The sequence below is a fragment of the Streptomyces sp. NPDC048523 genome, from assembly GCF_043199815.1.
In the GTDB taxonomy this organism is placed as follows: domain Bacteria; phylum Actinomycetota; class Actinomycetes; order Streptomycetales; family Streptomycetaceae; genus Streptomyces.
Genome location: NZ_JBICWQ010000006.1, coordinates 516,073 through 538,863, shown reverse-complemented (window position 1 = coordinate 538,863; position 22,791 = coordinate 516,073). Strand labels below are relative to the sequence as shown.

The following is a 22,791-nucleotide window of genomic DNA, read 5'->3' as shown; positions in this document are numbered from 1 at the left end:
CCGGTGGTGGCGCCCGCCCTGCGGGCATCCCGAGGGGCGGCGGCTCCGCGGGCTGGTGGGGCTGGTGGTTGCGGTCTGCGGGGGCCGGGGGACGACCGTCCACGGGCATCCGGAGGTGGCCGCGGCCCGGCGGGCAGGTCCGGTGGGGTGACTGCCGGCCGGGGGCCTGGGTGAGGCCGCCTCGCGGGCGGGTCCGGTGGGGCGGCCGCCGTACCTGAGGGCGGCGAGGCGGCGGCCGTCCGTTGAAACCGGTGGTGGCGGCCGCCCGCGAGTTTCCTCCGCGGATATCCCGAGGCGGCGGCCACCCCGCTGACAAGGTTCACGCGGGGTGGCCGACACCTCGCCGGTAGGTCAGGTGCGGTCGAGGAGGGGGATCAACTGCTCCTCCTCGTATGTCAGATGAGCCTCCAGCTCCGTCGTCAGGCGGTCGACCTCCGTGCGGACGGAGTCGAGGTCCGCCCCGCCGGTGAGGGCCTGCCTCAACTCCTCCACCAGCGCGGCGATCTGTTCGTGCTCGGCACGCAGGCGGTCGAGGGCCGGGCCCGCCTCCGGGTGGCGGTCGGCCAGGAACGGGAACATCGCCACGTCCTCGCCGGTGTGGTGGTTGTGCATGCCTTGGCAGAACGTCAGGCAGTTGACGCGGAGTTGCGCTCCGAGGGTGCTGGTCGAGGTGGACAACTCCTTTCGGACAAGCGCCAGTTCGCGGCGGAAGGCGTCGTGGACGAGCCTGATCGCCTCGCCCGGGGAGGAGGCGTTGATGTTCGGCGGGCCCGGCCGGGCGATCTCGTGCAGGGCGACCACGGGGAGGACCCGGTCGGTCTTCTCCTGGTACACCGCCCAGCCGCGGTCGGACTCCACCGCTCGCGCGAAGGCTCGGTCCCGTTCCTCGCCCGCCAGGACGACCGCCTTCGCCTCGTACGTGAACACGCCGCTCTCCACGGTGACTTGAGGGTGCGCGACAAGATTGCGGTACCAGTCGGGGTGGCGGGGCGAGCCGCCCGCCGAGGCGATCACGAGGATACGGTCGCCGCCGTCGGGGAGGTAGCCGACGGGGGTGGTGTGCGGGGTGCCGGTGCGGGCGCCGGTCGTGGTGAGGAGGATCAGGCGGCCGCCCTCGAAGGGGCCGCCGACCCGGCCGTGGTTCGCGCGGAACTCGTCGATGATCCGCTGGTTGAAGTCCTGGATGGGGTTGGTCACTCTCTCTGCTTTCTCTGGTCTCCGGTCATTTCCTGGACGACTCAGAGAAAGCGGAGGGCTTCTCGCCCTCCCCGGCCTCACTCAGAGGCCGGGCACCCAACTCGCTCACGGCACAAGGCCGACCCGGCAGTCATACACGCACGGTAACGTCCGGGGCATGATCGAGACCACTGAGTTTGCGGACACTCCCACGACAACCTTGGCCGATCTGCTCGGTCGCGACCAGGTCATGGACATCGGGGTCCGGCCGCTGTGGGGGCCGGTGCCGAGGGTCGCGGGGCCCGCGTTCACCGTACGGTGCCCTCCCGGCGACAACCTCATGCTGCACGCGGCGATCTACCGGGCGCCGGCCGGCTCGGTGATCGTGGTCGAGTCGGGGGACCTCGACTACGCCCTGGCCGGCGGCAACGTGTGCGCGGTCGCGCAGCGGCGGGGGATCGCCGGGTTCGTCCTCGACGGGCTGATCCGCGACTTCGCCGAGGTGCGGGAGGCCCGTTTCCCCGTCTTCGCGCGGGGCGTCATCCCGATCCCGGGCGCGAAGAAGGCCGTGACGCCGCTGGGTGAGGGCGTGCGGTGCGGCGGGGTGCGGGTCGAGGCCGGGGACGTGGTGGTCGCCGACGAGGAGGGGATCGTGGCGGTCCCCGCCGCGCGGCGGGCCGACATCCTCGCCGCCGCCCGCGCCGCGCTGGCGAAGGAGGCGGCCGAGACGCTCGACGACTGGGAGGCGGCGCACCGGGCTCGTGTCGACGAGATCCTCGCGGAGGGTGGATTCGAGGAGTGAGGGCACTTCTCTTCCTGGACGTCGACGGGACGTTGCTGCCGTTCGGGGCGGCGGGGCCGTATCCGCTGTACGAGCCGGCCTTCCCGCCGCCGGATGTCGTTACCGGCCGCCCGCTTCCCGACACTGACACCGAGACGGACATCGGTCCCGTGTGAACCTCGCGCTCGTCGCACGCCTGACGTCGTTCGGCTGTGCGCTGGCGTGGGCCACGACCTGGGTCGACGACGAGATCACCGATGCCGACCGGGCCTGGGTGGCGGCCCAGCTTCCTGGACGGGCTCTCCCGCATCGAGCGGAGCCCCAAGTGGGGCGCACGGAAAGGGACTTCGTGGTCCCGGAGGAGTGGCAGGCGAGCGAGGGACGGTGACCGGACGATATCGGGTGGCCGGCCCGGCCCCCTCCGCCTACGGTCGAGCGCATGGCTGACGAAGGCTTCACCCATCCCCGGCTCGCCGCGATCTACGACGCGCTCGACGGCGATCGCGGCGACCTCGACGCCTATGTCCGCATGGTGGAGGAGTTCGGGGCGCGGCAGGTGCTGGATCTCGGCTGTGGGACAGGGGTGTTCGCGCTGCTGCTGGCCGGGCGGGGCATCGAGGTCGTCGGTGTCGATCCCGCCCTGGCCTCGCTCGACGTGGCCCGTGGGAAGCCGGGGAGCGAGCGGGTGCGCTGGATCCACGGGGACGCCTCCCGACTGCCGCCCCTGCGCGTCGACCTGGTGACCATGACGGCCAACGTCGCCCAGCAGATCGTTGGAGCGGACGCCTGGCGGGAGGCCCTGCGGGGTGCCTACGCGGTGCTACGGCCCGGTGGGCGGCTGGTGTTCGAGACGCGGGACCCCGCGCGGCGGGCCTGGGAGGAGTGGAACCGGCAGGAGTCGTACGCCGTGACCGACGTGCCCGGGGCCGGGGTGGTGGAGAGCTGGGTCGAAGTCATCGCGGTGGAGGGGCAGTTGGTGACGTTCCGGTGGACCTATGTGTTCGCCTCGGACGGGCGGGTGCTGACCTCGGACTCGACGTTGCGCTTCCGCGAGCGGGCGGAGGTCGAGGCGGAACTGGATGCGCAGGGGTTCGTGGTGGACGACGTACGGGGCGCGCCGGACCGGCCGGGCAAGGAACTGGTCTTCGTGGCCCGGCGCCCCTAGGAATGTCCCCCGCGCGAGCCCGCCGATGTCCTCCTGCGTGGTACGCCAGGCGGACCGCGTCGAGCTTCCGGCAGGGCTCGTGGTCAGCGCTGAAGTCGCGTCGGCAGGGGCACCCAGCGGCGCGGGACCCGGGGGCCGACCGCGTCCCGCCCGTCAGCTATTCGCAGACCGGCGGCGGCGCAGCAGTAGGCGAGGATGTCGGCGCCGTAGGGGAACGCGTGCTTGCGCTGCCAGAAACGGAAGGTCCAGTAGGCGGCCGGGTCGGAGGCGTGCGGCCCGAGGCCGATCTCGTCGTGCGCGACGATCTCGCCGTCGCGTGCCAGGGTGCCGAATATGCCCCCCTTGGGGTTGAAGTAGACCCCGTAGGCGGTGGTGCCCGCCGATATCGCCCGCAGCACGGCGTCGTCGCTCGGCAGGTACCCGTTCTGGGTGATCACACAGCCGCCGGGGGTGCCGTCGACGCCCGTGATGCCCACGTGGCGCAGGGACTTGTCGTAGTCGCCCGGCTCGAAGGGCGCGTGGTCGGGATCGGTCCTCGGGCACTGCTCGGGATCGGCACCGAGCCGCCGTATCAGCTCGTCCTCGTCGAGGCCCTGGACAAAGCAGATGCCGAGCCCCTCGGTCCATATCTCCTGCGTGCCGAAGGCCGCGATGAGCGCGTCGGCCGCCTGTTGGGCGGCGACCTCGTCGGACGGCAACTCCACCGCATCGGGCAGGTGTTGAACGAGCTGGGCGAGGGGAGTGGTCAGCAGCAGCCGACCCGGTGACCAGGGTTCTGCCTGCGGTGTCCACACGTCCGCCCCGGCGTCGATCAGCGCCCGCACCGTGGCCTCGTCCATGCTGTGGACGGCGTGCCAGAGCGGGGTGTGCTCCTCGTCGTCGCGTACGTCGACGTCCGCGACGTGGGGCAGGAGTGCGGCCACCGCTTCCGCCGAGCCCTGTTCCGCCGTGAGGTGCAGCGGGGTGGCGCCCTGCCATCCGACGCGGGCGTCGGGCGGGGCGCCCGCCTCCAGCCGGGACCTGACCAGGGCCGCGTCGCCCCAGTCGGCGTAGCCCATGCGCTGCCAGTCGGGACGCGGTACATAGCGCTGCCGGGCCTCCTCCTCACGCCGAAGGACCTCGCGCTGACGTCGGTTGAGGGGTGGTGCCAGAAGTGCCGGTGGTCCGCTGACCTCGAAGGTCCCGATCGCACCCGTGGCCGCCTCCTGCTCCGGCGGTTCGAGTCCTGGCCAGACCTCGAACGCGCGGCGCGAGGCGGCGCGGAGCGCGTCCGCGTCCACGGGGGTTCGCGTCTCGGGCACGCCCTCGTCGGGCCACTCGACGACCAACTGCGCCTGACCGGGCGGGGGAAGCTCCGGCAGATACAGGTCGACGTCCGTCTTGAAAAGGGATCTGCGGGAGTGGTGCAGGCCCGGATCCAGCGGGATCAGTCCGACCGCCTGCTCGGTCGCCGCCTCCAGCGCCTCACCCTGCGGCCCGGTGTACGGGATCCTCAGCGTCACCGTGCCGTCCAGCGAGGTCACCCGGCGGCCGTCGGAGAACAGCAGCCCCACCCGCAGCCCGGACTGCCGCCGCTGGTCCCCGCTCTGTCTGCGGACCTTGCGGAACACCGACAGATGCAAGGTGACCGACCCCGGCCACACGGACCAGCCCGTCACCACGACCCGCGTCTCGGGCCCCACACCGATCACTTCCAGCTGCGGCGACAGCGCGGGCGCGAACCGGTCGACGGGCGGGGCATACCGTCCCTCGTCCTCTCGCGGCGGCCATAACCGCACCAGCACGGCCTGTTCGACGGCCGGTTCCTCAGCAAGTACCAGATCGTCAAAGAACCCCATGCGCCGAGCGTCGCACACGGCACTGACAATGCCCGGTGCCGCAGGGAGCTCGTGCGGGCCGGGCGTCAGGACGGAGCGAGAACGCAGAACTCGTGGCCCTCCGGGTCGCACAGGCAGGTCCACGGGACCTCGCCCTGGCCGAGGTCGAGGTCGGTGGCGCCGAGGGCACGCAGCCGGGCCACCTCGGCGGCCTGGTCGTCACCGGAGTACGGCAGCAGGTCGAGATGGACGCGGTCCGGCACGGTCTTCACGTCGGGGGTACGGAGGAACTCCAGATACGGGCCGGTCCCCGCGGCGGAACGCAGCGTCGCCTGATCGTCCGTCACCTCGTGCGGGGCCCAGTCCATCGCCTCGCCCCAGAACCGGGCCATGGCCCGCGGATCCACGCAATCCACGACCACGGCGGCGATCGGCCCGGTGTCCCGGTAGACCTCCCGGGGCTCCAGCACGCACAACTCGTTGCCCTCGGGATCGGCGAGGACCGTCCACGGCACGTCGCCCTGGCCCACGTCGGCGGGCGTCGCGCCGAGAGTCTTCAGACGCGCGACCAACTCCGCCTGATGGGCGGCGGAGGTGGTGGCGAGATCGAGGTGCAGGCGATTCTTCGTCGCCGTCTTGGGTTCCGGGACGGGAACGACGTCGATACCGAAGGCGACCGGGTCCGGCCACACGAGCCCGCCCGCGGGGCCGACGTAGGTGGTCACGCCGGGACTGTAGGCACTCCACCCGAGCGCCTGCGCCCAGAACCGACCGACCGCCGACGCGTCAACGGCCTTGATGTTCACCTGCACAGGTCGCAGCACCATGCCGACGATCCTATGCAGTCGCCTCCCGGGTCGGCCTGCCAGGCCAGCCCGCCTGCTGGTGCGGGAGGGTGGTCCTACACCTTCCCGGCCATCAGCTGTCCCTTCCCTTCGGCGCGGCCTCGTTCCGGCCGGTGTCGTCCCGGGTGAGTTCGGCGACGTAGGCCGCCAGGTTGCTCAGCGTCTGCTCGCCGCCCTCGACCGCGTGGTACTTCTCCACGGCCTCGTCGCGCAGCTCCTTGGTGGGGAACACCGTGCGCATCACGATCCGGGTCTCGTCCCCGGCGGTCTCGAAGGTCAGCACCGACTCGAAGGCGTTCGGGTCGTCGCGGGACTCGCCGTGCAGCAGCGCGATCCGCTCCGACGGGACGATCTCCCGCCAGGTGATCCACTCCTGGTAGTCGGTCCCGTCCGGGCCGTGCATCACGAAGTCCCACGACCCGCCGACACGGAACTCGAAGGACCGTGTCGTGGTGGTGAAGCCCTCCGGCCCCCACCACCGCGACAGGTGCCGCACCCGCGTGAACGCCTCGAACACCAACTCCCGCGGGGCGCCGATCATCCGGAAGATCACGATCTCGCGGTCCACGGTCGGGTGCGCGGCCTCGTCGCCGCTACTCGTCGTTGCCATCGTGTGGTCCCTCCTGCCCTGTCTGCTTCAGCTCCCGCACGTACGCGTCCAGCCGGTCGAAGCCCCCGCTCCAGAACCGCTCGAAGCCGCCCAGCCACTCGTGGACCGGCCGCAGCCCGTGGGCGTCCAGGCCGTACAGCCGCTGCTTGCCCGCCCCGCGGACCCGCACCAGCCCGACCTCCCGGAGCACCCGCAGGTGCTTGGAGGCCTGCGGCTGGGTCATTCCCAGGTCCCGCGCGAGGTCGTTCACCGGCCGCTCGCCGTCCCGCAGCAGCACCAGGATCTGCCGCCGCTGCGGTTCGGCTATCGCGTTGAACGCGTCCGAGGTCGTCGCCGCTCGTGCCATGGCGTCATCATATGCCTATATCGGAATGCGTGGAGTCCCCCGCGCACTGCGCGGTCCGGAACGCGAGATACCGGTCGAAGGCTTCGTGGCTGTCGGGCGTGAAGCGCCACTCCAGCAGGGCCGACCGCAGCTCCGGCTCCGTCAGCCGGCCATGCCAGGCGACCTCGTCGGGATCGGTGGCCAAGGTGTCCGGCACCACGGCTTCGTGCACGCCGAGCCAGTGAGGGCTCAGACCGCTGCGGTTGAGGAACGTGAACAGCAAGCGCGGCAGCGCACGGACGCCCAGCTCTTCGGTCAGCTCCCGCGCGGCGGCCTGTTCATAGGACTCGCCGACATTCACGGCGCCACCGACCACGACCTCGTAGAGCCCGGGAAAGCGTGACAGCCGCTCCGACCGCCGGTGGACGAGGATCCGTCCACGTTCATCACGACACACGGTCACGGCGACCCGGTGCAGCCACCCCTCCCGGATAGCCTGCCGACGGCTGACCACCACCCCCAGCACGCGATCTTGATCGTCGACTCGCTCCACCAGTTCATCCACGACGGAAACCCTGGCAGGGTCCACCGACAACGAGAGTGGCGTGGCGCACTATTGCAAGCGCCTGCTTGCAATAGTTAGCGCGAGTGGTGCACAGTGGGGACATGGCATCGCTCAACGTCGGCAATCTCGGTGAGTATCTGCGTGAACAGCGGCGCACTGCGCAGCTGTCGCTCAGGCAGCTCGCCGATGCCGCCGGGGTGTCCAATCCGTATCTGAGCCAGATCGAGCGCGGGCTGCGCAAGCCGAGCGCGGAGGTGTTGCAGCAGGTCGCCAAGGCCCTGCGGATCTCCGCCGAGACGCTGTATGTGCGGGCCGGCATCCTCGACGCCGAGCGCGACCGGGACGACGTGGAGACACGTGCGGTCATCCTCGCCGACCCCACGCTCAACGAGCGCCAGAAGCAGGTGCTGCTCCAGATCTACGAGTCCTTCCGCAAGGAGAACGGCTTCGAGATCGCCCCGCCGGACGCGGCCCCCGCGCCGGGCGACGGGCAGAGCGGCCGATCGGACGACAGTCCGGCGGGCACCCGGGAGGGCCTCGGGGACATAGCCGTCCCGGCCGACGGCGACCCGGACGGTGACACCGCCGTACGGGAGGCCCGCCGGCCGCGTGCCACCCGCAAGCCCCGCACCACCCGCACACCCCCCAAGACCGACGGCAGCGACGCCGACCCGCAGCAGACGGCCAGTTGAGCAGCCAGTTGAGCCCGGCAGGGTTCGACACAGCTCGACACGCACGATGCACGCCGACACGCACCGCGGGACCCAAAACCCTCATCAGAAAGCAACCCGGGAGGACCATCACCATGGCCATCACCGACGACATCCGCAAGGCCGTCAAGGACCCGACCCCGCTCTACTTCCTCGCCGGCGCCGGTGACCTGGCCCTCCAGGAGGCCAAGAAGGTGCCCGGCCTGGTGGAGCAGCTGCGCGCCGAGGCGCCGGCCCGGATCGAGGCCGTGCGCGGCACCGACCCGAAGGCGGTCCAGGAGAAGGCCCAGGCCCGTGCCAAGGAGGCCGGCGCCAAGGTCAAGGAGACGCAGGAGACCCTGCAGACCAAGGTCGGCGAGTTCATCAGCAGCCTCGACGGTGACCTGAAGAAGCTCGGCAGCACGATCGACGCGGACCTGAAGAAGCTCGGCGAGTCCGCCCAGGACCTCGCCCTGCGCAGCGTCGGCGTCGCCGCCGAGTACGCCGTCAAGGCCCGCGAGACCTACGAGAAGGTCGCCGAGCACGGCGAGCAGGCCGTCAAGACCTGGCGTGGCGAGGCCGCCGAGGAGATCGAGGAACTGGCCATCGCCGTCGAGCCGAACGCCGAGCCGGGCGAGGTCAAGAACCAGGCGACCGCGACTCCGGCCGCGAAGCCTGCCACGCCTGCCACGGTCGCCGCGGCGGCTCCGGCTCCGGCTCCGGCGAAGAAGGCGACCACGACCACCACCGCCAAGAAGACCACGCCGGCGCGCAAGACCACGCCGGCCAAGAAGACCCCGCCCGCCAAGTAAGGCACCGCGGGACACTTCAGGGCTGAGGGCCGGGCACTTACCGAGTGCCCGGCCCGTTCTGCGGGTAGCGGCCTTGTGGGGACGGGTAACGGGTACGGTGACCGCGTAATCGTTGAGATGACGAGCCGAGTCAGGTGGTGGACGTTGTGCTGATGCAGGGGTTCGCAGGCTTCATGTGGCTGCTGAGCATGGCCCTGATCGTTTTCAGCGGCTTCGCACTGTTCGACGCGGCCATCCGCCGTGAGGACGCCTACCGCGCGGCCGACAAGAAGACCAAGCCCTTCTGGCTGATCATCCTCGGGCTCGCCTTCGTGGTGAACCTGATCTTCAACGTCCTGTCGTTCCTGCCGATCATCGGCCTCGTCGCGACGATCGTCTACATGGTCGACGTACGCCCGGCGATCCGCGCCCTTCCGGGTGGCGGCCGCAGCGGCCGGGGCAGGGGTTCGAGCAGCGACGGCCCTTACGGCCCGTACAACGGGGGGCGCTAGCCCCTTCGGGGGCCGCCGGGGACGTACCGCTGGGTCGCGGGGCGCGGCGGTCGTCGTTTGGGACACCGGCTCAGCGTGGCCTGGCTGTGCGTGGCCGGCTCCCGCAGCGGGGCCGGCAGGACGACTCAGGCGCGGACCGCGGCAGCGGCACAACGAGATGGGCTCTAGGCGGAGCGAGATGGACCGCCGACGGGCTCGCGGTGGCCTACGACAGACCCGCGACGGGGAGTGCTGGACCCACGAATCCGCGACGGACGCGCGGTGGGCACCTCTGGTCGGCGGCAGCGGGCCCGCGAGGGGCAGAGATGACCCCCAGGAATCCGCACGGACGTGCAGTGGGCCGCCGTGAACTCGTCACGAACCGCGGTGGGCCGCCACGGACCCGCGGTGGAGCCGTCGCGAACCGCGGTGGGCCGCCACGGACCCGCGGTGGAGCCGTCGCGAACCGTGGCGGTGAGCTTTCGCTCGGCGGCCGGGCCTCACGTCTCCCGGTCGAGCAGCAGGACCGCCACGTCGTCCGCCAGTTCGCCGCCGTTGAGTGCGCGCACCTCGTTCACCGCGGCCCGGAGCAGCGCCTCGCCCCGCAGGCCCTCGGACAGCTGGCGACGGATCATGGACACCATCCCGTCCTGGCCCAGCCGCTCCCCGCCCTCCCCGACACGCCCCTCGATCAGCCCGTCGGTGTAGAGCATCAGGCTCCACTCGGCACCCAGCTCCACCTGCATCCGGGGCCAGCGAGCCCCCGGCAGCAGTCCCAGCGCGGGGCCGTTGTTGTCGTACGGCAACAACTGCGCGGGTCGCCCCGGCCGGGCCACCAGCGGTGACGGATGCCCGGCGAGACACAGCCCCGCCCGCCGTCCGTCCGGCGCGATGTCCACCGTGCACAGCGTCGCGAAGATCTCGTCGTCGGAGCGCTCGTGCTCCAGCACCTCCTGCAGCGTGCCGAGCAGCTCGTCCCCGCACAGCCCCGCCAGGGTCAGCGCACGCCAGGCGATCCGCAGTTCCACGCCGAGCGCCGCCTCGTCGGGGCCGTGCCCGCAGACGTCACCGATCATGGCGTGCACGGTCCCGTCCGGAGTCCGTACGACGTCGTAGAAGTCACCGCCGAGCAGCGCACGCGACCGGCCCGGCCGATACCGCGCGGCGAACCGCAGCGACGACCCCTCCAGCAGCGGCGTGGGCAGCAGCCCGCGCTCCAGGCGCCGGTTCTCCTGCGCCCGCATCCGTCCCTCGGCGAGTCTGCGCTCCGCCGTGTCGGACCGTTTCCGTTCCACCGCGTACCGGATCGCCCGGCTCAGCAGCCGTCCGTCCAGCTCGTCCCGGTAGAGATAGTCCTGGGCGCCCACCCGCACCGCTTCCGCACCGCGCTCGGCGTCGCCGGACGCGGTGAGCGCGAGGACGGCGTGCCGGGGTGCGAGTTGCAGGACATGGCGGAGTACGGCGAGCTCGTCGTCGTCGTTCAGGCGGCCGGGCGCGGGCAGCGCGAGGTCGAGCAGGATGCAGTGCACGTCGTCCGTGAGCAGCCGCTCGGCCTCGGTGAGGTTGCGGGCGGTGCGGACGCGGATCGGCTTGCCGGTCCAGTCCAGGAGTTCGGGGACGACCGTGGACCCGCCGGGATCGTCCTCGATCACCAGCAGGGTCAGTTGGGTGACGGCGTTGTGGTCGACCGTGGCTTCCTTGCGCGGGGCTTCTTCCTGGGAGGGCTTGTCCTGGGATACGGCCGGCGCCTGACCACTTTCCACGGCCGGGATCGCTCGCTGCCGCGGTATGGGTACGGGCATGGTCTCGGTTCCTTCCCTCCCCCCGAGGGCATGGTGGAGCGAGGGGTCTCGATCCACCGACGGGGACCATAGCGGGTGCCGGGCCGGGAAAGGAATGGCGTGAGACACGCCGCTTGGCCGGTGGCCACTGTCATATGCCGCGTTATCCACCGCAGTTGGACACGTGGCGGGTGTTGCGGGGATGACGAACGTCACGTTCGCGGAAGGTTTGCGGAGTCGTCAGGCGTGCGCCGCATCACATGACCCAGGTCTCAGTCGGTCGCCCGGCGACGACGCTCAGGCGTCCGGCCGCACCACTCCGAGTATCGGCATCGAGCCCGCTCCGGCGATCGTCACCGTGCGCCCGGGCCGCGGAGCGTGCACGATCGCGCCGTCGCCGAGGTACATCGCCACGTGGCTGGCGTCGTCGAAGTAGATGATCAGGTCGCCGGGTCGCATGTCCTCGACATCGACGTGCTTGAGCTGTTTCCACTGCTCCTGAGAAGTGCGGGGGATGGGCTTGCCGGCGCTCGCCCACGCCTGTGAGGTGAGTCCGGAGCAGTCGTACGAGTCCGGGCCCTCGGCGCCCCATTCGTACGGTTTTCCGATCTGGTTCGTCGCGTAGGCGACGGCGGTCTTCCCGGCCTCGCTCGCCTTGCCGCTGATGTCCTTGAGGACGCCGGAGTCGAGCCAGGCGGTCTGCGCCTGACGGGCGGCCTGCTCCTGGAGTTCGGCCAGGCGCTCCTTCTCCTTCGCCTCCAGTCGGGACTCGAGCTTCTCGGCCGCCGCGATCTGCTGCTCGACCTTCTTCCTGGCCGTCGCCTTCGCCTTGCGGTTCGCCTCCAGCTTGGTCCACTGGGCGGAGGCGTCGTCGGCGTACTGCTTCAAGTCCTGCTGGGTGTGGGCCAGTTCCGCGATCAGTGCCTTGGTGGCGCGCTGGCCCTGGAGGACGCGGCCGGTGCTGTCCAGGAACTCCTGCGGATCGTCGCTCAGCATCAGCCGGGCCTCGTCCGACAGGCCGTACGTGCGGTACTGGGCGGCGGCCGCGGCGCCCGCGCGGGCCTTCAACTCCGCCAGCCTCTCCTGGCCCTTGACGATCTTCCGGGCCAGCGCGACGATCTGCGCCGACTGCTGCTCGGCCTTCTCCTCGGCGGCGTTGTAGGCGTCGGTGGCGACGGCCGCGTCGTGGTAGAGCACGTCGAGCTGTTTGCGTACGGCTTCGATGTCCTTGTTGGTCACGGCCGTCGGTGAGGCGGTGGGGGAGGGGGTCGGACTCGGGGCGGCGAAGGCGGTGCCTGGCGCCGCCAGCACGGCCACCGCGCCGATCACGGTCACGGCCGTAGCGATCAGACCGCGCTTGCCCGTCCCCATACCTTTGCCCCCAAAGCTGATTTACCGTCAGTAACTTACGGTGCTCGGGGGATCGTGCCACGTCATGGCCGAAAGCGACAGAGGCAGGCCTTCCCGGCGTATCCCTCCGGGCCGCTCACTGCCGACCTGGCGCTTCCCGGTGCCTCCCCCTCTCCCCACCTGCCGAAGACGATCTCCCCGCCTTTGTGACGAACGACTCACAGAGATCGTTCCCTGCGGGTCCCTCGGGGAGGGGGTGCCTTGCGGGGCGGGCCGGAGTGCGTGTGCTCGGCACGTTGTGCGGCGCACCGGAGTTCAGGCAGGCGGGGCGGGTTGCGCTGAACGAGGTGTGCTCGCTCAACGGCGGTGGGCCGGAGTCCCTGCGCGCGGCACACCACGAGGTGGACCCTCCCGAGGCGCACGCGGGGTTCAGCGTGGCTGTACCCCGCGTGGCACGCGGAGTTCAAGCGAAGGCCCCCCTCTGTGCACCGGGGGCCATGGGCGCACTACCCGGCGTGGCGCACCGCGGTTCAAGCGAGCGGCACCCCGCGAGACGCCCCGGAGCTCACACGAGCCCGTCGCCCCCGCCCACACCCACCTCACCCCAGCCACCCCCACCCGGCGCCAACGCCCCCCACCCCACCGTCACTTCCCCCTGCCGCCACCGCGAAGGCCCGTCCACCACCGGCCAGTCCGTCGTCAGGTTCCGTACCGTCCGGATCCACCGCTGCCGGGCGCCGTACGACGCATAGGGCGCGGCGGCCGCCCACGCGCGGTCGAAGTCGCGCAGGAAGCGGTGCACCGGCTCACCGGGGACGTTGCGGTGGATCAGTGCCTTCGGCAGCCGCTCGGCGAGGTCGGAGGGCTGGTCCAGCGAGCCCAGCCGGGTCGCGAAGGTGACCGTCCGCGGCCCCTCGGGCCCGAGCGCGACCCACACGTGCCGGCGTCCGATCTCGTCGCAGGTCCCCTCGACGAGCAGCCCGCCACGCGATCCCCGTGCCGGGTCGGCCGGAGCCAGCCGGGCACACAGCCGCTCCCATACGGCGGCCACCTCGCCCTCGTCGTACTGGCGCAGCACGTTGGCCGCCCGGATGAGCAGTGGCCGCTGGGGGAGCGGGATCTCGAACCCGCCGTGCCGGAAGACGAGCCCCTCCCGTTCGTAGGGCTTCGCCGCCGCCACCCGGGCCGGTTCGATCTCCACGCCCACCACACGCGTGCGTGGAGCGTTCTCGCGGAGCCGGGCGAGCAGTTCAACGGCGGTCCAGGGCGCGGCCCCGTACCCGAGGTCCACGGCGACCGGATCGGCGGCGCGGCGCAGCTCGGCGCCGTGCGTGGCCGCGATCCACCGGTCCATGCGGCGCAGCCGGTTGGGGTTGGTCGTCCCGCGCGTGACCGTGCCCACAGGGCGGGAGGCGGCGCGGGAGGTCATGCCTACGAGGGTATGCGGCGGCCACAGCGGTCACGGGACCGGACGCCGGCGCCGGACGCCGGCACGGCAGGCGTGGCACCCGACCCCGCCACAACGCACCGACAGACCGACGCACCCCACCCTCGAACGGTTGAGCGACCCCGGTAATACCTCGGCAAAAACCACCCCACCCGGAATGGGAATACACCCCTCCGGTGTTGCCTCCCTTGGAGGGTCCCCACGCCCTCCGTCCGGCATGCCCGCTGCAAGGAGGAACGCCACGTGAGCCAGTACGTCAGCAGGCTCCAGCGTCGCTCCCAGGTCACACCTCACCGGTTGCGACTGCACCGCCGCCCCCGCCGCGTCGCCATGCTCTCCGTGCACACCTCCCCGCTCCACCAGCCCGGCACCGGCGACGCGGGCGGCATGAACGTCTACATCGTCGAGCTCGCCCAGCGCCTCGCCGCGATCAACATCGAGGTCGAGATCTTCACGCGCGCGACGACGGGCGGTCTCCCGCCCACCGTCGAGATGGCCCCCGGCGTCCTGGTCCGCCACATCGACGCGGGCCCCTACGAGGGCCTCAACAAAGAGGACCTCCCCGCCCAGCTGTGCGCCTTCACCCACGGTGTGATGCAGGCCTGGGCCGGCCACCGCCCCGGCCACTACGACCTGGTCCACTCGCACTACTGGCTCTCCGGCCACGTCGGCTGGCTCGCCGCCCAGCGCTGGGGCACCCCGCTCGTGCACGCCATGCACACCATGGCCAAGGTCAAGAACGCCAACCTCGCCGACGGCGACACCCCCGAGCCCGCCGCCCGCGTCATCGGCGAGACCCAGATCGTCGCCGCCGCCGACCGCCTCATCGCGAACACCGCCGAGGAGCGCGAGGAACTCGTGCAGCACTACGCCGCCGACCCCGCCAAGGTCGCCGTCGTCCACCCCGGCGTGAACCTCGAGCGCTTCCGCCCGGCGGACGGCCGAGCGGCGGCCCGGGCCCGTCTCGGTCTGCCCCAGGACGCCCTGATCCCCCTCTTCGCGGGCCGCATCCAGCCCCTGAAGGCCCCCGACATCCTGCTCCGCGCGGTCGCCGTTCTCCTCGACCAGCGGCCCGACCTGCGCTCCCGCATCCTCGTCCCGGTCGTCGGCGGCCTCAGCGGCAGCGGCCTGGCCAAGCCGGAGGGCCTGCAGAAGCTCGCCTCCAGGCTCGGCATCGCCGACGTCGTACGGTTCCACCCGCCCGTCGGCCAGGACCAGCTCGCCGACTGGTTCCGGGCCGCGTCCGTGCTGGTCATGCCCTCCTACAGCGAGTCCTTCGGCCTGGTCGCCATAGAGGCCCAGGCGGCCGGCACCCCGGTGCTCGCGGCGGCGGTCGGCGGGCTGCCGGTGGCCGTGGCCGACGAACGGACCGGTTTCCTCGTACGCGGACACGATCCGGCCGCCTACGCGCGCGTACTGCGCGATTTCGCCGACGACCCGGCGCTCACGCCCCGCATGGGCGAGGCGGCCGCCCGGCATGCCCAGTTGTTCGGCTGGGACACCGCGGCCGCGGCGACGGCGGACGTGTATGTGGCCGCCGCGCAGTCGTACCGGCGTCACGTACGCTCGCTTCATGGCTGAGGCAGAGAAGGCGGCACAGGTCATCGAGGGCGTTCTCAAGGACGCCGAGATCGAGTGGGAGAGCCCCGCACCCGGCAATTACGTCGTGCAGCTCCCCGGCACCCGCAAACTGAAGACGACCGTCTCGCTCCTCGTCGGCCGCCACTCCCTGTCGCTGAACGCCTTCGTCATCCGCCACCCCGACGAGAACGAACCCGGCGTCCACCGCTGGCTCCTGGAGCGCAACCTCAAGCTGTACGGCGTGAGTTACGCCGTCGACCGGCTCGGCGACGTCTACGTCACCGGCAAGCTCCCCCTCGCCGCGGTCACCGCCGACGAGGTCGACCGCCTCCTGGGCCAGGTCCTGGAGGCGGCCGACGGCAGCTTCAACACCCTGCTGGAGCTGGGATTCGCCACCGCCATCCGCAAGGAGTACGAGTGGCGGGTGGCCCGGGGCGAGTCGACGCGCAACCTGGACGCGTTCGCGCACCTGACCCAGCGGTCGCAGGGCTGACCCCCGGCAGCGGTCGGAGGGCTGATCCCCGGGCCCTGGAGTCCTCCCCGCGGCTTACGACTCGCCGGGCGGAAGGGAGTTGGTGGGCGGATCGTTGGTCGGCTCTTCGGACCCGCCGGGGTTCTCGGGCGCGGTCGGCTGGTCCAGCTGGTCCGCGAAGGCCCGCAGCGCGTCGGCGAGTTCCTTCTTGGTGGGCAGCTCGTCGACCTTCTTGTCGAGCTCCGCGATACGGCGGTTGAGCTCCGCCAGATCGCTCGGAGCGGAGGGTTCGGCCGTGGGCTCGTCGGTGACCGGGGGATCGTCCGGGGAGGTGGATCCCGGGCTGGGATCGGACCCGCCGGTGCTGCCCTCGTCACCGCCACCACTGCCACCGACCGTACTGCCGTCGCTGTCGCCGCCACCCACCGTGCCCGCGCCCGGCGGGAGGCTGGTCGACGCGCTCGGCTCGGCGCCGCCGGGCTCGTCGTCCGAGCTCGCGGCGATGGCGCCACCCACGCTGAGGGCGACCAGGGCGGCGGCGCCCGCGACGGCCACGGAGAGACGTCTGAACGGTAAGGAGTTCTGTCTGTCATCCATGGCGACGACGCTAACCGGCGTCGATCACCGGACGGACGCCTTCCGTCGAACACCTGTTTAGAGTCCGGCCCTTCCCGCCCTGGAGCTGTTGCGGTAACGCCCCGGCGTCACCCCCACCAGCCGTTTGAAGTGCCGGGTGAGATGGGCCTGGTCGTGGAAACCGGTGAGCGCGGCGACCTCGGCGGGACCCTGCCCCGCGAGCAGCAGGCGCCGGGCCCGGTCGACGCGACGGGAGTTGAGGTACTGGTGCGGCGCGATGCCGTAGGCGGCACTGAAGGTCCGTACGAGGTGCGCCGGATGAGCCTGGACGACCCCTGCCGCCTCCTCCAGCGACAGCCCCTCCACGACCCGCTCGTCGAGGAGTTCGCGCAACCGGCGGGCGAGGGCCGGGTCGTGGCGCGCGGGGCCGTCGTACACCGGGGGTCGTAGCAGGGCCCTGAGCCGGTCGCCGATGAGCGTCAGCCTGCTCTCCGCCTCGAACTCCTCGCCGGGCCTGGTCAGCGCCGTGTGCAACTGCCCCACCCGCTGCCGCAGTACGGGATCACGCAGATCGGGACCGTCGACGGCCGCCCCGATGAGCTCGTCGCCGAGGTGGGTGTGGTCGAGGTAGAGAACCCGCTTGCGGAAGCCGTCCGGAGTGGCGGGCGAGCCGTTGTGCGGGACGTGCGGCGGCAGCAGCGACACGGTGTCGTCCGGCGTGCCGTGCTCGTGCCGGTCGAGGTCGTACCGTACGGCCCCGTCGTCCACGATGAGCAGCGTCCACGCCTCGTGCACATGCATCGGGTACGCGTACTCGGTGAAGTGGGCGTGGAAGACCTCGGTGACGCCCGGAACGGCGGGGCGCCACGCGGTGACGTGCTGCGCGGGCATGGTGGTGGCCGCCATGCAAAGAACGTACAAGACGGGGTCGTACGACGCCCGCGAGTCTCATCCCATGAGCACTGAACCCATCCGCTTCGACACCAAGATCGCCGTCCTGCTGCGCGAGGACCTGGAGACCTGGCAGCGCCTGAACGTCACCGCGTTCCTCGTCAGCGGCCTGGGCAGCCAGGCCCCCGAGGTGGTCGGTGAACCGTACGAGGACGCCGACGGCGTGCCCTACCTGCCGATGTTCCGGCAGCCGGTGCTGGTCTTCGAGGGCACGAAGGAGACGCTGAAGACGGCCCACGCGCGCGTGCTGTCCCGTTCGCTGCCGCGCGCGCTCTTCACGAGCGACCTGTTCGCGACGGGCAACGACCGGGACAACCGCGCGGCGGTCCGGGCGGTGGCGACGGGGGAGCTGGACCTGGTCGGCCTCGCGGTGTACGGGCCGCGCAACGCCGTGGACAAGGTGCTCAAGGGTGCGCGGATGCATCCCTGACATCACTGACATCACTGACATCACTGACATTACTAACATCACTGATATCTGTGACATCTGTGACGGAACTGCCTAGGAGCTGCGGTACGGCGACCTCGGTCGCCGTCTCCTCGGACAGGTGCCGCATGAGGGCGGCGTACCCGACCGCCGCCACCGTCCCGACGACCGCGCACAGCGCCCACAGCCACTCCGCCCCGAACCGGTCGATGACGAGACCGGACATCAGGGGCGCCACGAGGGCGGCGACGGACCAGGACAGGGTGTACATGCCCTGGTAGCGACCGCGGCCGTGGGCGGGGGAGAGGCGGACGACGAGCCCGGTCTGGGTGGGCGCGTTGATCATCTCGCCCAGGGTCCACACGCACACGGCGAGGGCGATGAGGCCGACGGATCCGGCGAAGGCGGTGAGCCCGAAGCCGTATCCCGCGAGCAGGGACGAGACGACGAGGAGCCGCTGGGGATCCCGGTCCTGGATGAACCGGGTCACCGGGATCTGCAGCGCGACGATCAGGACGCCGTTGAGGGCGACGGCCAGGCCGTAGTCGGCGGGCGTGAACCCGGCCCGGCCCATCGCGACGGGCAGCCCGATCGAGCCCTGCTGGAAGACCACGGCGACCAGGAAGGAGAGCCCTACGACGCTCATGAACCGCCCGTCGCGCAGGACGGTGCCGAGGCGGACGTCGTCGGGGGCCTTTTCGGCGTGCTGTGCGAGGGGCCGGGACTCGGGCAGCTTGAGGAAGACGACGACCGCGCAGACGGCGGTCATCGCGGCCTCGATGAGGAAGCCCGCGAGATAGCTGTACTCGGCGATGAACCCGGCGGCCATGGAGGAGACGGCGAAACCGAGGTTGATGGCCCAGTAGTTGAGCGAGAAGGCCCGGACCCGGTCCTCGGGCCGCACGATGTCGGCCATCATCGCCTGCACGGCCGGCCGGGAGGCGTTGGAGGCCATGCCGACGAGGAACGCGACGGCGGCGATGGCGACGGGGTGGTGCATGAAGCCGAGCAGCGCGACGCAGGCGGCGGTGGCGGACTGCGCGACGAGCAGGGTGGGCCGCCGCCCGAGCCGGTCGGTCATGACCCCCGCCCCGATCGACGAGACGACTCCGCCCAGGCCGTGCAGCGAGGCGACGAGACCGGCGTAGGAGGCGGAGTAGCCGCGGTCGAGGGTGAGGTACAGCGCCATGAAGGTGGCGACGAAGGCACCGAGCCGGTTGACGAGGGTGCTGGTCCACAACCACCAGAACGCGGGGGGAAGCCCGGAGACGGTCTCGCGGGTGGCGCGTCTCAGGGTGGCGAGTGGCATGGACGGTCCCCCACGTATGTAAGCAGCTCAATGGGCGAGCACACCTTACGAAGGCGAGATGACCTGGGGCCACTCAATTAACGGGTCTCGTCAACCGTCCGTCTGTCGAGCGGGCTCCACCCGGACCGAGGGCGTGGATTACGCTCATACGCATGGCCGACGCACCGTACAAGCTGATCCTCCTCCGCCACGGCGAGAGCGAATGGAACGCGAAGAACCTGTTCACCGGCTGGGTGGACGTCAACCTCAACGAGAAGGGCGAGAAGGAGGCAGTCCGCGGCGGCGAACTCCTGAAGGACGCCGACCTCCTGCCCGACGTGGTCCACACGTCCCTCCAGAAGCGCGCGATCCGCACGGCCCAGCTGGCCCTCGAATCCGCCGACCGCCACTGGATCCCGGTCCACCGCTCCTGGCGCCTGAACGAACGCCACTACGGCGCCCTCCAGGGCAAGGACAAGGCCCAGACCCTCGCGGAGTTCGGCGAGGAGCAGTTCATGCTGTGGCGCCGCTCCTACGACACCCCGCCCCCGCCCCTCGAGGACGGCACGGAGTTCTCCCAGTCGGACGACGCCCGCTACGCCACGATCCCCCCGGAGCTGCGCCCCCGCACGGAGTGCCTGAAGGACGTGGTCGTCCGCATGCTCCCGTACTGGTACGACGGCATCGTCCCGGACCTCCTCGCCGGCCGCACGGTCCTGGTCGCGGCCCACGGCAACAGCCTCCGCGCCCTGGTCAAGCACCTGGACGGCATCTCCGACGCCGACATCGCGGGCCTGAACATCCCGACGGGCATCCCCCTGTACTACGAACTCGACGCGTCCTTCAAGCCGGTGACGCCGGGCGGCAAGTACCTGGACCCGGAGGCGGCTGCGGCGGCCATCGAGGCGGTCAAGAACCAGGGCAAGAAGAAGTAAGCCTGCGTTGAGCCCCCTACCTGCAGTTTTCGCGCGGGTAGGGGGCTCGCTGCTGCGCTGGGGCCGTCTCTGGGCCGTGGGACACGTGAACAGTGCAGTGGCGACAGGGTTGGTTCCTGATTCCACTCCCAGACCAGCACCGCCGAAGCCGATGAGGATGAACAGAGGCTCGCGGAGGACGAGGTCGATGCGAAGGCCCGGCCGTGGCACGATGGCCTTCTCCGTGTGGGTCGGGCCCCGGGCCGGGCCTGCGCTCCTGCCTCCGTCCCGCTCCAGCCTGCCCGGCGTCCGGGCCGCGCTCTCGGCATCCAGCGACTTGCCGTCCGAGAACGAAGTAGGTCGCAGTTAAGGCGGCCGGCGAAGCGGCAGGCCGCGTCAACCCAAATCATCAGTCCGAAGCGAACCCATCATGTCCGCAACCTCTCTCATCTCCTGCCTAAGGCTCATTCCTGAATCAGAACCTGAGAGATCAGGTCTCTCATAATCGTAATCGTCATCGTCCGTGCCCGGCATCTTGTCTACTGCTTCGCTATAGCCGGGGAAGGTTCCCTCTGGGTCGTCGTATTCACCCGCGAAAGCTAGAACTCTTTCCATGATCGAAGGATCTAGCATCGAGTCAGGCCCCGCTTCGGCCCATTCATCGATCCTACGTTCGGCATACCACCGCATATCATCTTCGACGTCAGGGACCGCAATTTCTGGAACAATGCCGGATAGATTCTCAAGGAGGCTTCTAGCCGACTCCAGCAAATCCCATGACGACAAATCCTCTTTGATCCATTTGATTGCCATATAGACGGCATCAGGCAGGGCGTCACGCAACGGCCCCCGATCTGACTCGCTCAAAAATTGGATGATTGCGAGAATATCCTCTGGATCGGATGCGTCCAGAATAGCTTCATCTTCAATAATCGCCCTTCGGGCACACTCCAGGATTGATGCAGAGGCAAGGGTTTTACCGAAATGCAGGTACACCCTGGCTCGCTCGGCTGGGTCAATACTGGTGTTTACACCGTCATTTCGTAGACCCTGGGACTTGTATGCGCCCAGTGCTGCCTTTTCGATTACATCGGAATTTTTCCTAAAGAACTTAAGGGCCTCGTTTCGCTCGCTTGCCATCACCACCAGAGCTTCGAGCTGCTCAAAATGGGCGCAACCCTGGACGAGCTGTAGGAAATTCGACTGATCCTCAAGGAGGTAGTCGCGCATGAAGTCGCGAACGGAGGGGTTGTGGAAGGATAGAAAGACTTTATCGGACTTCCGATAGGTTCTTAGCATCGTCCCGTCGAGAGTGGCGATAGCCGTTCGCAGATCCCTTGAACTTCGACCCAGCGACATCCAGAGATCTTGCATGTCACCCAGGTATACGCCATTCAAAAACGAATAAGTGAGCGCAAGAAGTTGAATGTCGGGGTCTTTGAGCTGATGACTTACTATGTGAGACCAAACGCTCCGGGGGTCTTTAAGGTTATCCAGGATGCGCCCCCCAACATCCTCGCCTGTGGAGGAGAAACTGTCCGCTTCAGCAATAGTGGCTGTCACCACACGGGGGTTGAAATTGGGATGCCGAATGATTGGCACGTATACGGCAGGATCCGCGAAGCTTGCCTTTACGTCATCGCCAAGACTGGACGCGTACACGTGATTGTAGAGAATGGCCCCTCTGGCGCGGTACGTGTAATCCGCCATATTGATTACACAGGTATTCAGCTCGAAGCGATGCCTGTGAAGCTTTTCGTATCGCTGCCGCGCTTGAGCGAGGATGTACTCACGCGTCGTGAGGATGAACCGCTTATTGCTAGACTTTTCAACTCTACTCATGAAGGCAAGAAGGCGGCTATCCTCATTCTTTCCAAGCTTCTCTTCTAGGGTGGTTTGCCCTAGGAAATCGTCATAGTAGTAGATCTGTGCGACTTTCTCATCCCACAGAGAATTAGCTTCCTCAAGATCGGCAGATACCTCGACTAGCTCATATCCTTCGCTCACGTATCCAGCGCAGAGGACCTGAGCCAAAGTTGTCTTACCGATACCGGGGATCCCTGCTATCACGCAGGTGTGCCGCGTCTCCAAAAGTTCCACAGCTCTGCCGTAGCTCTCATTGGGCGCGTAGGTGCGAAGCGTGGAGTCCAACTCTCCTGCGAGTTGCTGGGAACGAGTCAAGACACTTTTAGAAAGTAGCGCAGACAATACAGATGCGCTAGTCAACCACAACCGAACATGGCGCCTGACAATACTCTCATGCTTGCGAAGAAGTGCATTTAGTTCAGTAATTCCATAGATGTCACTCGGGGTCTTGACGTACGGAGACAAAATGCTATAGATCTTATCCTTGGCTCCCTTCGTCAACTCCACAGAGGTGGCAAGGATATATCGACTCGGTTGCAGCCTTTTCACTTTCGGGAGTTCGGAAACCCTTATTCGCTCAAGCAATTTTGAGCGTGGCGAGCGGACCCAGTGTTTGCATTGAATCACAAGCTCGGACCCTTCTTCATGAAGGTAGCGGAGATCGACCCCAGAGTCTGCACCAGGTGAGAATATTTCTAGCCTCACGCCATACTCCGCTTCGAAGATGTCCTTACAGACAGCCTCGAAATCGAAATCTGTCAGCCTGCTTAGATCGAAGTTCTCCACTCAAGTCCCCTTACAGCGTCTCTGACATCATGGACTTGCTCCAGGCCAGCTCGCACAGAGATACGTGCGGCCACGCCACGAGCATGCGCCGCTGGGA

The 22,791-nt window shown here is 69.2% G+C and carries 22 protein-coding genes and 1 pseudogene; 10 read left to right on the top strand and 13 right to left on the bottom strand.

Going from position 1 to position 22,791, the window contains the following annotated elements; all coding sequences use genetic code 11:
* Window positions 1-351 precede the first annotated feature (351 nt).
* Window positions 352-1,197, bottom strand: coding sequence for a nitroreductase/quinone reductase family protein (locus ACGFWE_RS31825; RefSeq protein ID WP_393603378.1), 846 nt, complete (start codon window positions 1,195-1,197; stop codon window positions 352-354).
* Window positions 1,198-1,354: 157 nt separating this feature from the next.
* Between ACGFWE_RS31825 and ACGFWE_RS31820 the strand changes: the two genes are divergently transcribed.
* From ACGFWE_RS31820 to ACGFWE_RS31810, 3 genes and pseudogenes are all read left to right on the top strand, one after another.
* On the top strand, window positions 1,355-1,978 hold the full coding sequence (locus ACGFWE_RS31820) for an RraA family protein (RefSeq protein ID WP_393603376.1): 624 nt from the start codon (window positions 1,355-1,357) through the stop codon (window positions 1,976-1,978).
* Window positions 1,975-2,345, top strand: a pseudogene (locus ACGFWE_RS31815) (hypothetical protein). Before ACGFWE_RS31820 ends, ACGFWE_RS31815 begins: the two are co-directional and overlap by 4 nt.
* A gap of 51 nt (window positions 2,346-2,396) precedes the next feature.
* On the top strand, window positions 2,397-3,122 hold the full coding sequence (locus ACGFWE_RS31810) for a class I SAM-dependent methyltransferase (RefSeq protein WP_393603374.1): 726 nt from the start codon (window positions 2,397-2,399) through the stop codon (window positions 3,120-3,122).
* Window positions 3,123-3,205: 83 nt separating this feature from the next.
* Here ACGFWE_RS31810 and ACGFWE_RS31805 read toward each other — a convergent pair whose 3' ends face one another.
* The 5 genes from ACGFWE_RS31805 to ACGFWE_RS31785 all read right to left on the bottom strand — a co-directional run bounded on the left by ACGFWE_RS31805 (window position 3,206) and on the right by ACGFWE_RS31785 (window position 7,284).
* On the bottom strand, window positions 3,206-4,960 hold the full coding sequence (locus ACGFWE_RS31805; RefSeq protein WP_393603372.1) for an ankyrin repeat domain-containing protein: 1,755 nt from the start codon (window positions 4,958-4,960) through the stop codon (window positions 3,206-3,208).
* A 65-nt stretch (window positions 4,961-5,025) separates the two neighbouring features.
* Window positions 5,026-5,766, bottom strand: coding sequence for a VOC family protein (locus ACGFWE_RS31800; RefSeq protein WP_393603370.1), 741 nt, complete (start codon window positions 5,764-5,766; stop codon window positions 5,026-5,028).
* Window positions 5,767-5,857: 91 nt separating this feature from the next.
* Complete coding sequence (locus ACGFWE_RS31795) at window positions 5,858-6,394, bottom strand: SRPBCC family protein (protein WP_393603368.1); 537 nt, start codon at window positions 6,392-6,394, stop codon at window positions 5,858-5,860.
* Window positions 6,378-6,740 carry an ArsR/SmtB family transcription factor gene (locus ACGFWE_RS31790; protein ID WP_393603366.1) on the bottom strand — a complete coding sequence of 121 codons (363 nt, stop codon included), beginning with the start codon at window positions 6,738-6,740 and terminating at the stop codon, window positions 6,378-6,380. Before ACGFWE_RS31790 ends, ACGFWE_RS31795 begins: the two co-directional genes overlap by 17 nt.
* Window positions 6,741-6,747: 7 nt before the next feature.
* A complete protein-coding gene (locus ACGFWE_RS31785) occupies window positions 6,748-7,284 on the bottom strand; it encodes an NUDIX domain-containing protein (RefSeq protein WP_352391715.1) in 537 nt (178 codons plus the stop codon).
* A 101-nt stretch (window positions 7,285-7,385) separates the two neighbouring features.
* Between ACGFWE_RS31785 and ACGFWE_RS31780 the strand changes: the two genes are divergently transcribed.
* The 3 genes from ACGFWE_RS31780 (at window position 7,386) to ACGFWE_RS31770 (ending at window position 9,276) form a co-directional block, all read left to right on the top strand.
* Complete coding sequence (locus tag ACGFWE_RS31780; RefSeq protein WP_352391716.1) at window positions 7,386-7,976, top strand: helix-turn-helix transcriptional regulator; 591 nt, start codon at window positions 7,386-7,388, stop codon at window positions 7,974-7,976.
* 113 nt (window positions 7,977-8,089) lie between these two features.
* Window positions 8,090-8,785 carry a hypothetical protein gene (locus tag ACGFWE_RS31775; protein ID WP_352391717.1) on the top strand — a complete coding sequence of 232 codons (696 nt, stop codon included), beginning with the start codon at window positions 8,090-8,092 and terminating at the stop codon, window positions 8,783-8,785.
* 152 nt (window positions 8,786-8,937) lie between these two features.
* Window positions 8,938-9,276 (top strand): DUF2516 family protein, encoded by a 339-nt coding sequence (locus tag ACGFWE_RS31770; RefSeq protein ID WP_352391718.1) that lies wholly within the window; start codon window positions 8,938-8,940, stop codon window positions 9,274-9,276.
* 479 nt (window positions 9,277-9,755) lie between these two features.
* On the opposite strand, the gene ACGFWE_RS31765 is transcribed toward ACGFWE_RS31770, so the two are convergent.
* From ACGFWE_RS31765 to ACGFWE_RS31755, 3 genes are all read right to left on the bottom strand, one after another.
* Window positions 9,756-11,057 (bottom strand): PP2C family protein-serine/threonine phosphatase, encoded by a 1,302-nt coding sequence (locus tag ACGFWE_RS31765; RefSeq protein ID WP_393603363.1) that lies wholly within the window; start codon window positions 11,055-11,057, stop codon window positions 9,756-9,758.
* Between the two features lie 276 nt (window positions 11,058-11,333).
* Window positions 11,334-12,407 carry an NlpC/P60 family protein gene (locus ACGFWE_RS31760; RefSeq protein WP_393603361.1) on the bottom strand — a complete coding sequence of 358 codons (1,074 nt, stop codon included), beginning with the start codon at window positions 12,405-12,407 and terminating at the stop codon, window positions 11,334-11,336.
* Between the two features lie 544 nt (window positions 12,408-12,951).
* On the bottom strand, window positions 12,952-13,815 hold the full coding sequence (locus tag ACGFWE_RS31755) for a class I SAM-dependent methyltransferase (protein ID WP_352391721.1): 864 nt from the start codon (window positions 13,813-13,815) through the stop codon (window positions 12,952-12,954).
* A 261-nt stretch (window positions 13,816-14,076) separates the two neighbouring features.
* Here ACGFWE_RS31755 and mshA point away from each other — a divergent pair, with 261 nt between their 5' ends.
* Window positions 14,077-15,414 carry a D-inositol-3-phosphate glycosyltransferase gene (mshA, locus tag ACGFWE_RS31750; protein WP_352391722.1) on the top strand — a complete coding sequence of 446 codons (1,338 nt, stop codon included), beginning with the start codon at window positions 14,077-14,079 and terminating at the stop codon, window positions 15,412-15,414.
* Window positions 15,407-15,907 carry a YbjN domain-containing protein gene (locus tag ACGFWE_RS31745; protein ID WP_352391723.1) on the top strand — a complete coding sequence of 167 codons (501 nt, stop codon included), beginning with the start codon at window positions 15,407-15,409 and terminating at the stop codon, window positions 15,905-15,907. Before mshA ends, ACGFWE_RS31745 begins: the two co-directional genes overlap by 8 nt.
* A gap of 54 nt (window positions 15,908-15,961) precedes the next feature.
* Here the strand turns inward: ACGFWE_RS31745 and ACGFWE_RS31740 are convergent, their stop codons facing one another.
* Both ACGFWE_RS31740 and ACGFWE_RS31735 read right to left on the bottom strand, forming a co-directional pair.
* Window positions 15,962-16,483: a hypothetical protein gene (locus tag ACGFWE_RS31740; RefSeq protein ID WP_393603358.1), complete on the bottom strand. Its 522-nt coding sequence runs from the start codon at window positions 16,481-16,483 to the stop codon at window positions 15,962-15,964.
* A 57-nt stretch (window positions 16,484-16,540) separates the two neighbouring features.
* A complete protein-coding gene (locus ACGFWE_RS31735; protein ID WP_393603356.1) occupies window positions 16,541-17,368 on the bottom strand; it encodes an AraC family transcriptional regulator in 828 nt (275 codons plus the stop codon).
* A gap of 49 nt (window positions 17,369-17,417) precedes the next feature.
* Here ACGFWE_RS31735 and ACGFWE_RS31730 point away from each other — a divergent pair, with 49 nt between their 5' ends.
* Window positions 17,418-17,843 carry a DUF2000 family protein gene (locus ACGFWE_RS31730; RefSeq protein WP_393603354.1) on the top strand — a complete coding sequence of 142 codons (426 nt, stop codon included), beginning with the start codon at window positions 17,418-17,420 and terminating at the stop codon, window positions 17,841-17,843.
* On the opposite strand, the gene ACGFWE_RS31725 is transcribed toward ACGFWE_RS31730, so the two are convergent.
* Window positions 17,818-19,149: an MDR family MFS transporter gene (locus ACGFWE_RS31725; protein WP_393603352.1), complete on the bottom strand. Its 1,332-nt coding sequence runs from the start codon at window positions 19,147-19,149 to the stop codon at window positions 17,818-17,820. The two genes, ACGFWE_RS31730 and ACGFWE_RS31725, sit on opposite strands and share 26 nt — an antisense overlap.
* Window positions 19,150-19,301: 152 nt before the next feature.
* Between ACGFWE_RS31725 and ACGFWE_RS31720 the strand changes: the two genes are divergently transcribed.
* On the top strand, window positions 19,302-20,063 hold the full coding sequence (locus ACGFWE_RS31720) for a phosphoglyceromutase (RefSeq protein ID WP_007382951.1): 762 nt from the start codon (window positions 19,302-19,304) through the stop codon (window positions 20,061-20,063).
* A 375-nt stretch (window positions 20,064-20,438) separates the two neighbouring features.
* Here ACGFWE_RS31720 and ACGFWE_RS31715 read toward each other — a convergent pair whose 3' ends face one another.
* Window positions 20,439-22,694 carry a restriction endonuclease gene (locus tag ACGFWE_RS31715; RefSeq protein ID WP_393603350.1) on the bottom strand — a complete coding sequence of 752 codons (2,256 nt, stop codon included), beginning with the start codon at window positions 22,692-22,694 and terminating at the stop codon, window positions 20,439-20,441.
* Between the last annotated feature and the right edge of the window lie 97 nt (window positions 22,695-22,791).

Bases quoted from the DNA above. Each gene is read 5' to 3' on its own strand.
- ACGFWE_RS31795 (WP_393603368.1), bottom strand. From the start codon at position 6,394: ATGGCAACGACGAGTAGCGGCGACGAGGCCGCGCACCCGACCGTGGAC.
- ACGFWE_RS31740 (WP_393603358.1), bottom strand. From the start codon at position 16,483: ATGGATGACAGACAGAACTCCTTACCGTTCAGACGTCTCTCCGTGGCC.
- ACGFWE_RS31780 (WP_352391716.1), top strand. From the start codon at position 7,386: ATGGCATCGCTCAACGTCGGCAATCTCGGTGAGTATCTGCGTGAACAG.
- ACGFWE_RS31775 (WP_352391717.1), top strand. From the start codon at position 8,090: ATGGCCATCACCGACGACATCCGCAAGGCCGTCAAGGACCCGACCCCG.
- ACGFWE_RS31745 (WP_352391723.1), top strand. From the start codon at position 15,407: ATGGCTGAGGCAGAGAAGGCGGCACAGGTCATCGAGGGCGTTCTCAAG.
- ACGFWE_RS31770 (WP_352391718.1), top strand. From the start codon at position 8,938: ATGCAGGGGTTCGCAGGCTTCATGTGGCTGCTGAGCATGGCCCTGATC.
- ACGFWE_RS31730 (WP_393603354.1), top strand. From the start codon at position 17,418: ATGAGCACTGAACCCATCCGCTTCGACACCAAGATCGCCGTCCTGCTG.
- ACGFWE_RS31765 (WP_393603363.1), bottom strand. From the start codon at position 11,057: ATGCCCGTACCCATACCGCGGCAGCGAGCGATCCCGGCCGTGGAAAGT.
- ACGFWE_RS31735 (WP_393603356.1), bottom strand. From the start codon at position 17,368: ATGGCGGCCACCACCATGCCCGCGCAGCACGTCACCGCGTGGCGCCCC.
- ACGFWE_RS31810 (WP_393603374.1), top strand. From the start codon at position 2,397: ATGGCTGACGAAGGCTTCACCCATCCCCGGCTCGCCGCGATCTACGAC.
- ACGFWE_RS31790 (WP_393603366.1), bottom strand. From the start codon at position 6,740: ATGGCACGAGCGGCGACGACCTCGGACGCGTTCAACGCGATAGCCGAA.
- ACGFWE_RS31805 (WP_393603372.1), bottom strand. From the start codon at position 4,960: ATGGGGTTCTTTGACGATCTGGTACTTGCTGAGGAACCGGCCGTCGAA.
- ACGFWE_RS31720 (WP_007382951.1), top strand. From the start codon at position 19,302: ATGGCCGACGCACCGTACAAGCTGATCCTCCTCCGCCACGGCGAGAGC.
- ACGFWE_RS31800 (WP_393603370.1), bottom strand. From the start codon at position 5,766: ATGGTGCTGCGACCTGTGCAGGTGAACATCAAGGCCGTTGACGCGTCG.
- ACGFWE_RS31725 (WP_393603352.1), bottom strand. From the start codon at position 19,149: ATGCCACTCGCCACCCTGAGACGCGCCACCCGCGAGACCGTCTCCGGG.
- ACGFWE_RS31820 (WP_393603376.1), top strand. From the start codon at position 1,355: ATGATCGAGACCACTGAGTTTGCGGACACTCCCACGACAACCTTGGCC.
- ACGFWE_RS31760 (WP_393603361.1), bottom strand. From the start codon at position 12,407: ATGGGGACGGGCAAGCGCGGTCTGATCGCTACGGCCGTGACCGTGATC.
- ACGFWE_RS31755 (WP_352391721.1), bottom strand. From the start codon at position 13,815: ATGACCTCCCGCGCCGCCTCCCGCCCTGTGGGCACGGTCACGCGCGGG.